General features: G+C 40.5%; 12 protein-coding genes, 1 tRNA gene and 1 pseudogene. 8 read left to right on the forward strand and 6 right to left on the reverse strand.

Annotated features, from left to right (window positions below):
* Positions 1–512 precede the first annotated feature (512 nt).
* From hpsO to DP117_RS15545, 3 genes are all read left to right on the forward strand, one after another.
* Positions 513–1,688 carry a hormogonium polysaccharide biosynthesis glycosyltransferase HpsO gene (gene hpsO, locus DP117_RS15535; RefSeq protein ID WP_169219202.1) on the forward strand — a complete coding sequence of 392 codons (1,176 nt, stop codon included), beginning with the start codon at positions 513–515 and terminating at the stop codon, positions 1,686–1,688.
* Between the two features lie 48 nt (positions 1,689–1,736).
* The gene (hpsP, locus tag DP117_RS15540; RefSeq protein WP_169219203.1) at positions 1,737–2,921 is read left to right on the forward strand and encodes a hormogonium polysaccharide biosynthesis glycosyltransferase HpsP; all 1,185 of its coding nucleotides are present in this window, start codon (positions 1,737–1,739) and stop codon (positions 2,919–2,921) included.
* Between the two features lie 134 nt (positions 2,922–3,055).
* On the forward strand, positions 3,056–3,694 hold the full coding sequence (locus tag DP117_RS15545) for a peroxiredoxin (protein ID WP_169219204.1): 639 nt from the start codon (positions 3,056–3,058) through the stop codon (positions 3,692–3,694).
* 257 nt (positions 3,695–3,951) lie between these two features.
* On the opposite strand, the gene DP117_RS15550 is transcribed toward DP117_RS15545, so the two are convergent.
* The gene (locus DP117_RS15550) at positions 3,952–4,647 is read right to left on the reverse strand and encodes a DivIVA domain-containing protein (protein WP_248277674.1); all 696 of its coding nucleotides are present in this window, start codon (positions 4,645–4,647) and stop codon (positions 3,952–3,954) included.
* A pseudogene (gene coaD / locus DP117_RS15555) lies at positions 4,617–5,108 on the reverse strand (pantetheine-phosphate adenylyltransferase); the annotation flags it as partial. The gene DP117_RS15550 and the pseudogene coaD, both read right to left, overlap by 31 nt.
* 337 nt (positions 5,109–5,445) lie before the next feature.
* Here coaD and lgt point away from each other — a divergent pair.
* Positions 5,446–6,318 (forward strand): prolipoprotein diacylglyceryl transferase, encoded by an 873-nt coding sequence (lgt, locus tag DP117_RS15560; RefSeq protein ID WP_169219206.1) that lies wholly within the window; start codon positions 5,446–5,448, stop codon positions 6,316–6,318.
* Between the two features lie 132 nt (positions 6,319–6,450).
* On the opposite strand, the gene DP117_RS15565 is transcribed toward lgt, so the two are convergent.
* Together DP117_RS15565 and DP117_RS15570 are read right to left on the reverse strand one after the other, a co-directional pair.
* Positions 6,451–7,077, reverse strand: coding sequence for a radical SAM protein (locus DP117_RS15565; protein WP_169219207.1), 627 nt, complete (start codon positions 7,075–7,077; stop codon positions 6,451–6,453).
* A 323-nt stretch (positions 7,078–7,400) separates the two neighbouring features.
* Complete coding sequence (locus tag DP117_RS15570) at positions 7,401–8,330, reverse strand: hypothetical protein (protein ID WP_169219208.1); 930 nt, start codon at positions 8,328–8,330, stop codon at positions 7,401–7,403.
* Between the two features lie 1,065 nt (positions 8,331–9,395).
* Between DP117_RS15570 and cobM the strand changes: the two genes are divergently transcribed.
* A complete protein-coding gene (gene cobM, locus DP117_RS15575; RefSeq protein ID WP_169219209.1) occupies positions 9,396–10,205 on the forward strand; it encodes a precorrin-4 C(11)-methyltransferase in 810 nt (269 codons plus the stop codon).
* Between the two features lie 34 nt (positions 10,206–10,239).
* Here the strand turns inward: cobM and DP117_RS15580 are convergent.
* Positions 10,240–10,324 (reverse strand) — tRNA-Ser (locus tag DP117_RS15580).
* Positions 10,325–10,377: 53 nt separating this feature from the next.
* Positions 10,378–11,337, reverse strand: coding sequence for a TIGR04168 family protein (locus DP117_RS15585; protein ID WP_248277675.1), 960 nt, complete (start codon positions 11,335–11,337; stop codon positions 10,378–10,380).
* A 123-nt stretch (positions 11,338–11,460) separates the two neighbouring features.
* On the opposite strand from DP117_RS15585, the gene nadA reads away from it, so the two are divergent.
* From nadA to DP117_RS15600, 3 genes are all read left to right on the forward strand, one after another.
* Positions 11,461–12,435 (forward strand): quinolinate synthase NadA, encoded by a 975-nt coding sequence (gene nadA, locus DP117_RS15590; protein WP_169219210.1) that lies wholly within the window; start codon positions 11,461–11,463, stop codon positions 12,433–12,435.
* A 145-nt stretch (positions 12,436–12,580) separates the two neighbouring features.
* Positions 12,581–13,945 (forward strand): ribosome biogenesis GTPase Der, encoded by a 1,365-nt coding sequence (gene der, locus DP117_RS15595; protein WP_169219211.1) that lies wholly within the window; start codon positions 12,581–12,583, stop codon positions 13,943–13,945.
* Between the two features lie 73 nt (positions 13,946–14,018).
* A complete protein-coding gene (locus tag DP117_RS15600) occupies positions 14,019–14,945 on the forward strand; it encodes an energy-coupling factor transporter transmembrane protein EcfT (RefSeq protein ID WP_169219212.1) in 927 nt (308 codons plus the stop codon).
* Positions 14,946–15,052 lie beyond the last annotated feature (107 nt).

A 15,052-nucleotide genomic window follows, 5' to 3' on the forward strand; every position in this document is an offset into this window, starting at 1 on the left:
ATGCGGTGCGTTACGCGTTGCTTTAACGCACCCTACAATTTAAGGTTTACTTTATGCAGTCTACTTGACGATTGAGGAGAAAACGATCAGGACTGGTAACGCGATCAAGGGTCATGACAAAATACGTGTCATGTAAGACACATTGTTAAAATTTGAACGCAAACTCTCAAAAATCTTCATATACTGTCGTTTCAATGCCAATTGTAATGTCTCCATCTATGTGTTATTTGTATAAAGTTTAAAACTTATTTTCTCTAGTCTCTAAATGGTTCCCCCCGCCCGACTACAACAATTGCATCTACCTTAAAAGCAAGCGCTTCTTTAAACTTCCCTGAGTGCTAAACTGCGGATAAATCACAACGCCCTGCTGCTGAAGTCTTACAATCAACTGAGTGAGTGTAGATAAGTCAACGGGGCGTTGGCTAAGGAGTAAATTTTCTTACAAATCCTGCGCGGATTGCTATATTATTCTGTGTGCATCTGTGATTCTAAACAAATTATTACAAATATCAATGAAAATTTTAGTCGCAAGCCACACGTATATAGTAGACCTTAACTGTGAGAAATTACGCATTCTATCTCAACTAGAACCGGAAATTGAAGTCACAGTTGTCGTTCCCAAAAAATGGAAACCGGGCGGTGTTCAAAACAAAATTATTGAAACTCAATTTCGTGATCAAGGCAAGTTTCGCATAGTTCCAATTTCTAACTTTAGTCAAAACCATCAAGGACTTCTGACTTTTGGTGCTGATTTGATATCTTTGTTGTGGAAATTTCGTCCCCAAATTATCCAGGTAGAACAAGGTTCCAAGGGATTAGCTTATGCTGAGATGATTACCTTAAATCAACTATTAGGACTCAAGGCAAAAAATATATTTTTTACTTGGTGGAATTTACCATATAACCTGAAATTTCCAGTTTCTTTATTAGAGAAATATAATTTAAGTCACAGCCACGGCATTATTTCAGGTAACCAAGATGGCGCAGAAATTTTACGACAACATGGATACACAGGTTCAATCAAAGTCATGCCTCAACTGGGTGTAAACGAAAGTCTGTTTACTCCGACACCACAGCCAGAATTAGCAACTCAGCTGGGAATTCAACCAAGTGATTTTATTGTGGGATTTGTTGGACGCTTTGTTCAAGAAAAAGGATTACTGACTCTGATAAATTCTTTAGCTAGTTTGAAAGAGAAATCTTGGAAAGTTTTGCTTTTGGGACGTGGTACCTTAAAGTCAGAGTTAATAAACAAAGCAGCAGAATATCAGATTCAAGACAGAATCATCTTGGTAGAAAGTGTTCCTCATGATGAAGTTCCAAAATATATTAATTTAATGAGTACTTTAGTTCTCCCATCAGAAACTAACTATAATCTCAAAAATATCACTTCTGTTGGCTGGAAAGAACAATTTGGTCATGTACTAATAGAAGCAATGGCTTGCAAAGTACCTGTTATTGGTTCTAATTCTGGCGAAATTCCTTATGTGATTGGTAAGACTGGATTAATATTTCCTGAAGGAGATGAGAAAGCACTGGCTGATTGCATACTCCAATTGATGGAAAAACCTGAATTGGCTAAAAATTTAGGTGAAATGGGTTATCAAAAAGCAATGACTCAGTACACGAATCAAGCTTTAGCAAGACAGCAGTTGGATTTTTATAAAGAACTTATAAATAGTGATTAGTGATTGGTCATTAGTAAACAAGAAATAACCCATGAAAAATGAAAAATTATGCAAGTTATACAAATCATCCCCTCAATTTCCCTGATTTATGGTGGCCCTAGTCAAATGGTACTAGGACTCGCTCCTGCATTAGCACGGCAAAAAGTAGAAGTTACAGTTCTCACAACTGACAGTAACGGTGATTTTGGTCAAAAACCTTTGGATGTTCCTTTAAATTATCCCATCGAACAAGATGGTTATAAAATCATTTATTTCCGTTGCGCCCCTTTTCGTCGCTATAAATTTTCTCTTGACTTACTCAGGTGGTTAAATCGTCACGCTCACACATTTAACTTAGCCCATATTCATGCTTTATTTTCCCCTGTTAGTAGTTTTGCTGCAACTGTTTGTCGTCAGCAAAAGCTACCTTACATTTTGCGTCCTTTGGGAACTTTAGACCCAGCTGATTTACGTAAGAAAAAACAACTCAAACAGCTTTATGCTGCAATTTTAGAACGTCCGAATTTAGCTGGTGCAGCTGCACTTCACTTTACTAGCACTCAAGAAGCTAAAGTCTCAGAAAGATTTGGAGTATCGACACGAGATTTGGTAATACCTTTGGGTGTAAACCCAATTAAAGATGCAGGGAAAGAAGATGTACGTAGTCAGTTTGGTATATCAAAGGATATACCTTTGGTGCTGTTTATGTCCCGCATTGACCCAAAAAAAGGGTTAAATCTCCTGCTTCCAGCGTTAGAGGCGCTTTTATCTGAAGGATTCGATTTTCACTTTGTCTTAGCTGGGACTAATCCTCAGGATCCAAGTTATGAAGAAAAAATAAAATTACAAGTACAAGCTTCTGAGTTGCGATCGCACACCACAATCACTGGCTTTGTCACTGGTGAATTAAAATCTGCTCTTCTTCAAGCTGCTGATATCTTTGTCTTGCCATCGTACTACGAAAATTTTGGTATTGCTGTCGCTGAAGCGATGGCAGCAGGAACACCAGTACTGATATCAGATCAAGTGCATATTTGTCAAGAAGTACGTGATAGCGAGTCAGGATGGGTGAGTGCAACAGATGTGTTGGAATTCACTAGCATACTTCGTATCGCTTTACAAAATCCTTCGGAACGTGAAAGGCGGGGACTACGTGCTCAAGAGTATGCCTTGAAAAATTACAGTTGGGATGCGATCGCTCGTCAAACCATTCAGGCGTACAATAATATCTTGTCCCACTCAGATGTAGAATAATAAGTCTGTTTGTGCAAGTTTGCACAACCTAAAATTTTGTTTCATCCTGCTAAAGCCCAATCGGTAAACCGGGGTTTTGTGGCATCATGACAAAATACAATACATATGCCTTTTTGAACTACAGGGAATCTCATATGGCTCTCCATCTAGGCGATACAGTACCAAACTTTACCCAAGCCTCCTCCACCGGAGAAATAGACTTTTATGAATGGGCTGGCGACAGCTGGGTTGTACTTTTCTCTCACCCCGCAGACTACACACCTGTTTGTACAACAGAATTAGGCCAAGTCGCTAAACTGAAGCCAGAATTTGACAAACGCAATGTCAAAGTCATTGCTCTGAGTGTTGATGATGTAGAATCTCACAAAGGATGGATTGGAGATATTGAGGAAACTCAAAACGCCACCCTCAACTATCCAATTTTGGCAGATGGCGATCGCAAAGTCTCTGACCTTTATGACATGATTCACCCGAATGCCAATGCATTGCTGACTGTGCGTACGGTGTTTATCATCGATCCCAACAAGAAACTACGTCTGAGTTTAACTTATCCTCCCAGCACTGGACGTAACTTTGATGAAATTCTGCGGGTGATTGATTCGCTACAGTTGACAGACAACTACAGCGTAGCGACACCAGCAGACTGGAAAGACGGCGATGACTGTGTGATTGTTCCTTCATTGAAAGATCCAGAAGTGCTGAAGGAGAAATTCCCCAAAGGGTATCAGGAAGTGAAGCCTTATCTTCGCTTGACTCCGCAGCCTAACAAGTAAATTTTGTCAAGAATTTAATACACGCTGTAGAGATGGGAAATTTCCCGTCTCTACAACGTTAAAGTAAGGGATAAAAAACCCGGAATAGTCGTCAGAAAATATAAAAATTCAGTGTAAGGTAAGACCTCACAACTCAATGAAATCTAGATAAATCTAGAAATCTTGTTTAAACGTGGCTAACCACGTTCAGGGATAAATCACCTACGGAGGGAAGCCGTAGGTAGAGGGAGGTTTTATATTTATTTTGACCCACTTACTTATTTTTTTTTAGGAAATTGAGAATGATCTTCTTCAGAAGAGTCTGGTTGTAATTGCTGACGTCCGTTACGGATGATTCGCAACATATCCAGAAGATTCTGCTCAATATTTTCTAAGACACTATCAGCGTAGTCATCAGCGCCTTGTTCAACTGCTTCTGCTTCTGCAACTGCTTGACGCCGCATTTCCTCTATTTCTTGCTGACAGGCGCGTCGTTTGCGATCAATTTCTTCAAGGGTGTCTTGCAGCATCCCCTCACATTCTTGTTGAACTTGTCGCCTGAGTTCAGCTGCTTCCCGTTCTGCTTGTCGGATTATGTCGCTTTCATCCAAAATTTGCGATCGCTTGGCTTGTGCTGCGTCAACAATTTGTTGCCCATATTCTTCTGCTTCTAGGAAGATTTCCTCCTTTTGTTGGATGATTGCTGCTGCTTCCTGAAAAACTTCAGGTAAAGAAAGTCGTATTTCATCAAGCTGATCAAGCAGTTTGTCTTCATCCACTATCGTGCGTCGCGTCAGTGGAATGTTAAAACCAGCAAGAATCATCTCCTCCAAGCGATTGAGTTCCTGCTGAATGTCTACACTTGTTGTGCGCGTAGCATCTCCGTTATAGGAGACTTCTTCGGCAAACTCTTGCTGGGGAGGCTTGCTTCCGTTTTGATTTAGTTCGATATTCGATGGTTTTCGGCGTAGCATTGGTAAATATCCAGGGCAACGTGGGGGGGGACAAGATGATCAACAGAGCCACCAAACTTAGCAACCTCTTTCACCACACTACTACTTAAAAAACTATACTCATTTGAGGTTGCGAAGAAAACGGTTTCTATTTCATGAGAAAGAGTTTTATTTGTGTGAGCCATCTGAAGTTCTACTTCAAAGTCAGAAATTGCTCGTAAACCCCGCAATAGGACTTGTGCTCCCCGCACTTGGGCATAGTTTACGGTCAAACCAGCAAAGGCGTCTACCTCCACATTGGTGAGATGTTTCGTACACACACGAATTTGTTCTAGCCGTTTTTGCACTGTAAACAGTGGAGTTTTGTTCGGATTCCGCAAAACCGCGACAATCACTTGGGCAAACAATCGACTGCCGCGTTGGATAATGTCAAGGTGTCCTAAAGTAATAGGATCGAAACTTCCTGGATAAATGGCAATCATGATCACAGATGCCTCAAAGTTGTTTAGGTGATTATATCTAAACCAAAGGTTATTTGTAACAAAATGCAAGTTCTCATTTAAATCATCAAGATGTTAGTCTTTATAAGCTCTGCTGCACCCTACTACTGTGTCAACTTTAGATTGATGAGTGTAGGTAGGACAAAAACACAGGGCAAGACTCGGAGGACAAGGAAGAAATTATTAAAAATTTCCCCCTTAAGTCAATCTTGACGCTCTACTACTTCATTCTTTGGATGTATCGCACCCAATCCAATGCAAACTGCTATAAATACGTCAAATGTACATTAGCTTTTTATAGTTTTTTAGGTACTTTTACATGGCACTGGATATTTCTACCTTGCCCTTGGCATTTCAATTTACTTCTCCAGGACCGATTCTGGTGAAAATAGGACCATTAACTATCCGCTGGTATGGCTTTTTAATTGCTACAGCAGTATTAATTGGCGTTACACTTTCTCAATTCTTGGCAAAGCGCCGTAACGTTAATCCAGAGTTAATCAGCGACTTGTCCATTTGGCTGGTGATTGCAGCAATCCCAGCAGCACGTTTATATTACGTTTTGTTTCAATGGTCAGAATATGTTCAGCACCCAGAACGTATCATTGCTATTTGGCAAGGAGGTATAGCGATTCATGGAGCAATTATCGGTGGTGTGATCGCAGCATTGTTATTTGCCAGAATGAAACAGATTTCTTTTTGGCAATTGGCTGACTTGGTGTCTCCTTCGCTGATTTTAGGTCAAGCTATTGGACGTTGGGGCAACTTCTTCAACTCTGAAGCTTTTGGGCGTCCCACCAATTTACCTTGGAAACTATATATTCCCCCAGAACATCGTCCCCCAGAACTGGCTAATTTTGAGTACTTCCATCCCACTTTTCTCTATGAATCTTTGTGGGATGTTATGGTTTTCGCCTTGCTGATCACTTTATTTTTTAGAGGTTTGTCGGGCAAACTCGCTTTGAAAACAGGTACGCTGTCTCTGGTTTATTTAGCAGCTTACAGCTTAGGACGCCTGTGGATAGAAGGTCTTCGGACAGATAGTTTGATGCTTGGGGTACTAAGGATAGCACAAGTTGTCAGTTTACTGGGAATAGGCTTCGGTTTAGCTGGGTTAGCTTGGCTTTACGTAGCCAAACGTCCTTTACCAGATGTTATTTCCACCCTGCAAGGAGATCAACACAGGAGGTAAGGGGAAATGGGGAAGAAACTCACTCTTCCCCACAAGGACATGATTTCCAATAAGTTGTTGTGGCTTCAACAAGAGCATTGGTTCCAAAGATGTTAGATTTTAAAGTTTTTAAAAACAAAGTCAGCACAACCATCATAAGACACCAATCATCTTATGAAGTTGAACAGACAATCTATACGTAGGATATTGTTTGAGAAGCTTCAAAGCAATCGGAAGAGTCTTTTCACGTTCAGACCATTCTGGCTGAAGAAATACAAGAGATGGTCCATTTAGCAGGCTTTCCTTGTAAAACTCCAATTCTTTACCATCAGCTATAACAATTTTGACTTCGTTGGCTCGCTTCAAAATCTTAGGATGAACTGGATAGCGAGGATTCATATGCTCTTTAGGACTTAAGGTTACCCATGCTGAAGGCGGTATATCTTGCCAAAATGCTCCAGAAGTTTCTATTGAGACTTGACGACCTGTTGAATTAACAGATTTGACTAAATCTGGAAGACTAGCATGGATAAAAGGTTCTCCCCCAGAAATGACTACTCTTGGAGATTTCAGTTCTGAAATTAAATCCTCAAAGGAACGCTCTATCCTGGGCAATCCTTTTCCTCCATCGCCATATCCAGTATCACACCAACTACAACCAATTGGGCATCCTGCTAATCGAATAAAATCTACAGGAGTACCAGACCAATAACCCTCTCCTTGGATTGTTTCTTGAAATGTTTCATGTATGGGAATAGTTTTGATTTTCTGTAATTGCATAGTCAATTTCAACCAAGACTTAAATTTCCAACCGAAGGGAGCATCCCAATTTATGTAATACCAAGTTGCGTTCTAATGTGTCATTCTGACCGGAGGGAAGAATCTCGCGAGATACTTCGCTTCACTACGTTACGCACCCTGCGGGAAGCCCTTCGGATTCGCAGTCGCCTCTGTCGGGAAACCCTCCTGCAGCGCTGTCTCACCGCAAAGCGTCTACAGTATGACAAGTTGGCTGTTTGACTGCAACTTGGTATAAAAACATAGAATTTACACATTTTGGATCCTCTCCAACCAAATATAAACTTTGATGCAGAAACTCTGCTTTATGCAGAAACTCTGCTTTTTAAATCCACATATCCACCCTTTGATAAGCCTTCGCTTAAGAAAAGAATATCTGCTCCAGAAGAATTAAGCTCATCTCTCCATTTCTGACAAACGTAATTTGCCAGAAATTCTACAGTTGTTTCCGTTTCTAAAAAAGCTAATTTGTTCTTTTGTGTGTGATACTCTGCGCAAAACAAACCCCTCTCTTTAGTTGTATACTCGATTCTAATCCAGTCGCTCTTTTGTTGAACTAAAGTATCTTTCCAAATAAAAATAGTTCTATCTAGCTCTTTTGCAATTTCTTGTTCAAGTTTGAAAATCTCTGAATTTCCTACATGCTGTTTATCAACTTGATGACTAAGTAAAGAAATAAACGATAAGTGACCATGCGAGTTGTTTTGACATCCCCAAGATGTTGAATTTCTTAAACCATGACAATATGTAAAATACGATACTTTTTTTTGAGTCGGTACTAATTGCTGAAAGTTAATCGTATTAAAACATTTGATACTGACACTAGGATAAAGTTCAGTAATTTTTTGATTTAAGTATTGCTCAAATGCAAATTCAACTTCTTTAAGAGAGTATTCTTTAGCATTAAATACTTTGACAGCATTTGATGGTATATCTAACCGCAAACTAACAGATTGAATATTAACTCGATCTTCTTTAAATTCCTTTTTGCATTTTGAATATCCTTCTAGAATCCATAACTTATGGTCAAATCCAGTTAATTTGTCATCTATGAGGGATTTAATAGTTTTTTTAATTGTAGAAAAATCCACAATAACTTTTTCTATAGGATCTATTTTCCCTGTCACTACAAAACCAGGATTAAATGACCCTCCCACTATATTACCCTGATTGTCAATGAATGCATGATCAACAACCGTTACATTACTTAAAAAAATCGAAACTCCGTTTAGCATTTTCATCTTCTCAAGCTTTTCAATTAAAATTTTTATTTTGATGATTGTGAAAACTTTTTATTCTAAAATTTGCGAGGCATACAAAATCAGTAAAAATAAAAATTCGTCGGGATAGCTAGGAATTTATATTAAACTTTTTTAGAAACACTAAGATCATACTGCTTTTAACTAATAGCTGACTTGTCTCAAACTCCGGTGTCAAACAAGTAAAAATTGACTTCTTTTGAAAACGTCTAAGATTAAGATATTTCACTTTAGTAACTAGTCTCGTTGGAACTTTTGTCCATGAAGCTAAGACTACTGTGGAAAGTATATCAACAGCATAGTAATATTTGCTGTTTTTTTTACTTTTTTATATATAGAATATACAAAAATACTTAATACAGAATTTGAAATTTTTGTGACTTTTTATTAAACAATGTTAGAAAATCTATAAAATGTTATGATATGTTGTGATTCTAGTAAAGAAAAAACATAACTCTTAAGTAAGATGCTAATTGTTATTGAAAAGATAATTGCTCACAGCAAAAAGCGGGACTTGTTGAGAATAGGTATTGAACGACAATTAATTTAACCGAGTCGTGACAATTATGTCGTCCTGGGAAAACCAAAACTCAAAATTCGCACTTGTGCAATCACACTATTAGCACCAAAAGCTGATGAGACAAGTTCAGCTTTACCGAAAAGCTTTGAAAGTTGACGAAAGAATAAGCGTTTGAGCCAAGTCCTGAATTTCACGATCATGATCAAAAGCGATCTGCAAAGCAGCGCAGCAGCGAGGCGATCAGAATCTCAGTTCATCCGGAACAGAGGGACTCGAAAGCCACCTGACAAGCTGATTTTAGGTGATGGCATTTCCCAATTCAAATTAATTGCGTACCTCATTTATGGTGGGCTGCTGTACTAAGAACTAATGACTAAAAATAAAAAATGCCCTAGAGGGTTCTCCAGGGCTTAACCAGGGTGCATCTACCAATACACTCTTCTAGAAGCAGAGGTTCTATCCGGAAAGATACTGAATAGAATGCCAAAAAATTTTTTTGAGAAGTTGCTGTGTGTTCCTGTATGCATGAATCTACGAGCCGATTGAATAATAAAAAGAACTATGAATCTTTAGACTCTGCGGTGTACATAGTAGGCGCAGGTCCCGGAGACCCAGATTTATTAACCGTTAAGGCGCAGAAACTATTACAGTCTGCCGATGTGATTTTATTTGCTGATTCTTTAGTACCCCAACAGATTTTAGAGCTTTGCCGCGAGGATGCAGAAATTATTCCCTCTGCCAACAAGACTTTGGAAGATATTTTACCGCTGATGATAGAACGAGTGCGATCGCACAAATCTGTCGTTCGCCTCCATTCTGGTGACCCCAGTCTTTACAGTGCTATTCATGAGCAAATGTATCTTTTGGCAGAAGCGGAAATTCCTTTTGAAGTGGTGCCAGGTATTAGCGCTTTTCAAGCTGCAGCTGCAAAACTCAAAGTTGAACTGACTGTTCCCGGTTTAGTCCAAACAATCATACTAACGCGCATCAGCGGACGCACAGAAGTTCCTGAAACAGAAGAATTAACAACCCTAGCAGCCCATCAGGCTAGTCTATGTTTATATCTGAGTGTACGTCACGTTGAAGCAGCCCAAGCCAAACTGCTGCAACACTACTGTGCTGAAACACCAGTAGCGATTTGCTATCGCTTAGGCTGGTGTGATGAAAAAATCAGAGTTGTTCCCCTCAATCAAATGGCAGATTGTACTCACCAAGAAAAGCTGATTCGCACTACACTTTACGTAGTTAGTCCTGCACTTTCGCAAGCATCAGCACGCTCTCGTTTATATCATCCCGAACACAATCATCTGTTTCGCCCGTCTCACAGTTGAACAAAACACGGGGACAAATCAATTCAAAATTCAACGGAGAGGGTGGGATTCGAACCCACGGATGCTTTCACATCACTCGATTTCAAGTCGAGCGCATTCGACCACTCTGCCACCTCTCCAGTAAAGCGTCAGCTAAAACAATGCCGACCGAATATGCATTATATCTCATCTTCTACGCAGTTTGCACAACTGGAGTGGGTTTTTGATAAAGAATTTCTTCACAGATCATGGTGAAATCTTTGCCAATCCAGACGAGAGAGACTTGGGAGACGATACCACTTTCAAGTAGAACAATCGAGAAGTTACGCTGCTTATGGCTACCATGTTCTACAATCCTGGGTACGCTTGCGGCATTCAAATAAACTATCCCCTCTGGACTTCTAAAGATGCGCTTTCGCGGTTCTTTCTTTGTGTGTCGCAGGGTGTGGTGCATATGACCGAATGTTACGAGGGGAATAGTTTTACCAGCGGTGATGGTTCCAGATATCGCTTCTGCTAAATCTGGATCGCCAAAATCCCCACCTATAGGATGCCAATCTTTTCCACAGGGGTCTTCTGGGCGATCGCCTAACCCAGTTGGACCATTATGACCGATAAAAATGACCGTCTGGTAAGCTGCATTTTTAGCTGCTGACACAATACGGGCTGTGGACTCTTCAAAATTGGTGACTCCATACCATTTTTGGTAGAAATCAGTATATTTCCATTCTGGTCCACCCCAGCTAAAGGGACGACCTCCAACAACCGTTAAATTCAGAACTGGAAAATCTAGCTTACCATAACCGACTTGGGTTTCACCCAATAAATCGAGTTGCTGCTGTACCCAGTCTTCCTTTGTGCGGTCGTAGGGGCACTTCTTACGTCCCCATTCTGTGGCAGTGTACCAGGCATCATGGTTTCCCATCACTGCTGCTTTGGGAATATCCAGGGATGCGATCGCTCTGACCACTTCCACCGACTCATTGCCAAAATCCCCAACAAACAGCACTAAGTCAACACCCAAATGCTTCAGAGCAATGCCATCGTCTTCTTCCCATTGGTCGTGAATATCTCCGACTACAGCAATTTTCAACGTTTTTGAGTTTGTTTTCTGACTGGTCATGCCATTTTCCTTGCCATCTGTTTCCAGCATAGGAAAATTACAAGGTTTTGACACAATCGAGGCGAGGAGTATGACCCATCAAACATTTTTGGTAAAAACTACTATAATTGAATCCACGAGACAAAAACTTGTAACATTCAGTAACGAAAACTAGTGTTTACGACTGCACTTGCTTTAAACGAGAAAACCGAACAGGGTGATCTACCACTAGATTTATTTGCAGCTATTGAGAATCTTAAAAAAGAACTCAATGCGGTTATCCTGGCACATTACTATCAAGAACCAGACATTCAAGATATTGCAGATTTTATAGGAGATTCGCTACAGCTTGCCAAAGCAGCAGCTCATACAAATGCGGATGTCATTGTTTTTGCTGGTGTTCATTTCATGGCAGAAACAGCAAAGATTCTCAATCCTGACAAGATGGTTCTTTTACCAGATTTGAATGCTGGTTGTTCTTTAGCCGACAGTTGTCCAAAAGAGGCGTTTGCAGCTTTTAAAGCGGCGCACCCAAACCATTTGGTCGTTTCTTACATCAACTGCTCTGCCGAGATTAAGGCAATGAGCGATATTATCTGTACCAGTTCTAACGCTGTCAAAATTGTCCAGCAAATTCCCAAAGACCAGCCAATTATTTTTGCCCCAGACCGAAATTTAGGAAGATATGTGATGGAAAAAACTGGGCGAGATTTAGTGCTGTGGGAAGGAAGCTGTGTTGTCCATGAAACCTTTTCTGAAAAGAAAATTGTGCAGTTAAAAATCGCACACCCAGAAGCAGAGGCGATCGCTCATCCAGAATGTGAAACGAGTGTCTTGCGCCATGCAAGTTTTATCGGCTCTACAGCAGCTTTACTTAAGTATTGTCAACAAAGTTCATCTCAAGAATTTATTGTTGCTACAGAACCTGGAATCATTCACCAAATGCAAAAACAAGCGCCCGACAAGCGCTTTATACCCGCACCGCCATTGAATAACTGTGCGTGTAACGAGTGTCCTTTTATGCGCTTAAATACTCTGGAAAAACTTTACTATGTGATGAAAAATCGCTCTCCTGAAATCATATTGCCAGAGAATATTCGTAGAGCAGCATTGCGACCAATTCAACGAATGCTAGAAATGAGTCTATAAACGCAAGAATTTTCAATTTCAACCAATAACACTAGTCCTCTTGAGAGGACGCGTGACTCAACCGCCTGCTATTTAAATAGCAGGCGGACAAATAGTATCAGCCTCAACCGCTACAATAAAGATTTGGAGCATTGTGTATCCGGTTATGAGTCTTCCTATAGTTGCTATTATTGGTCGCCCGAATGTGGGCAAATCCACCTTGGTGAATCGTCTTGCCGAGGAACAATCTGCTATTGTTCATGATCAACCAGGGGTGACACGCGATCGCACTTATAAACCAGCATACTGGTGCGATCGCGAGTTTACAGTTGTTGATACTGGTGGTTTGGTGTTTAATGATGATACAGAATTTTTACCATTGATTCGCCAACAGGCAATGACAGCGCTCGCAGAAGCAAGTGCGGCTATATTTGTGGTAGATGGTCGTACAGGACCAATACCCGCTGATCAAGAAATTGCCGAGTGGTTGCGCCAACAAAAGGTTCCTGTTTTGCTAGCTGTTAATAAATGTGAATCCCCAGAACAAGGTTTGATTCAAGCTGCTGAATTTTGGGAATTGGGCTTAGGTGAACCTTTCCCCATTTCTGCTATTCATGGAAGCGGTACAGGAGACTTACTAGATGTCCTGATTTCACACCTTCCACCAACTCAAGAAATCCCAGAAACGAATGAAATAAAAGTGGCAATTGTAGGACGCCCAAATGTAGGAAAATCCAGTTTATTGAATGCTTTTGTAGGAGAAACAAGGGCAATTGTCAGCCCAATTTCTGGTACAACCCGCGATGCAATTGATACTGTGGTGGAACGAAACGGGCAAATTTATCGTTTAATTGATACGGCAGGAATTCGCAAAAAGAAGAACGTAGAATATGGTCCAGAATTCTTTAGTATCAACCGTGCCTTTAAAGCGATTCGTCGCGCCGATGTGGTTTTATTAGTAATAGATGCCCTAGATGGTGTCACCGAGCAAGACCAAAAATTAGCTGGGCGGATTATTGAAGAAGGTCGAGCTTGTGTTTTAGTGGTTAATAAATGGGATGCTGTCGAAAAGGACTCTCATACGATTTACGATTACGAAAAACATTTGCAAGAACGACTGCATTTTACTGAATGGGCCCAAACTATTTTTGTCAGCGCTTTGACTGGACAACGGGTAGAAAAGATTTTGGAGTTGGTTGATAAAGCAGCCGAATCACACAAACGTCGTGTGAGTACAGCAGTTATTAACGAAGTCTTAGAAGAAGCAGTTGGCTGGCACTCGCCAACAGTGTCTCGCGCTGGACGTCAAGGCAAAATTTACTATGGTACGCAAGTCAGTAGTCAACCACCTACAATAGCATTGTTTGTGAACGATTCCAAACGCTTTAATGACAACTACCGCCGCTATATTGAGCGACAATTTCGGCAGCATTTGGGCTTTCAAGGAACTCCTATCCGTATATTATGGCGGAGTAAAAAAGCCCGCGATGCCGAGAGTACTAATGTCAATCGAGCCACCCGCGTGTCATAGTGGTCACAAGTCATCAGTCATGAGTTTTTAGCAATTGACTAATGACTCATGACTAATAACTAATGACTAGAAAATGGATTTACTGCGATCGCTCCCAATTGGACTTTACTTAGAACAACCTCAAACTTGGTTACACAAACTCGATCCGCGAGTCAAGTTAATTTGGTTGATGAGCTTTCTGACAACTTACATTCTTGCTAACAACGTATGGCGCGTGGTGTTGGTGGTAGTACTGATTATCACTACCTTAATAGCACGTATTCCTCGAAGAGTTTGGCAGCAACAAATGGGCTGGCTGGTAACATTGTGCTTTCTTGTTTTAGTCATTTTAGCTATCAGTCCTGATGGACTTGGTATTAAGTATCAACCACGCCTGCCAATCGAGCAACAAGTCTTAACAGAAAAATCCGCTTCGACTCCTTCAACTCCACCACCTTTGTCAGCAAATAAGCAGCAACGTTATAAATACGTGCTATTTGACAAAAGTCCAGTCAAAGTGACTCGCCGTTCATTGGATTTGGCAATCAGTGTGAGTACAATGGTGTTTACCCTGATTTACAGTTCCAATTTATATCTGCTGACAACAGCACCAGAAGAAATCACCGCTGCTATAGAAAGCTTAATGCAACCCTTGCGACGGTTGAAGGTGCCTGTAACTGAGATAACTTTAACTTTAACTTTATCGTTACGGTTTATTCCCCTGGTTTTGGAAGAAATCCAGAATTTAATTCGTTCTGTGATGACAAGGGCGATTAATTGGAAAAAGTTAGGATTGAAAGGAGCTGTCAAAGTTTGGATGTTAGTAGCACAACGGCTTTTGGAAAATTTACTACTCCGGGCAGAGCAAATGGCTAGCGCAATGACAGTACGCGGTTTTACGACTCCTAGTACACATCGAGTGCAATGGCACGACTTACGATTGAGAAGAGGTGATTGGCTGGCGATCGCCATGTTAATTTTATTCTGGGGAGTGCGGCTAGCAATTGGTACTGAAGTTTAAATTGTTAAATATACACCGATTGTCAAAATACATCAAAATTGCTTTTTGAGGATTCTGGATTCGTCCAAAAAGTATCCATAGCTTGAAGCTGCTAACAACAATTGACA

Source organism: Brasilonema sp. UFV-L1, assembly GCF_012912105.1.
Lineage (GTDB): Bacteria > Cyanobacteriota > Cyanobacteriia > Cyanobacteriales > Nostocaceae > Brasilonema.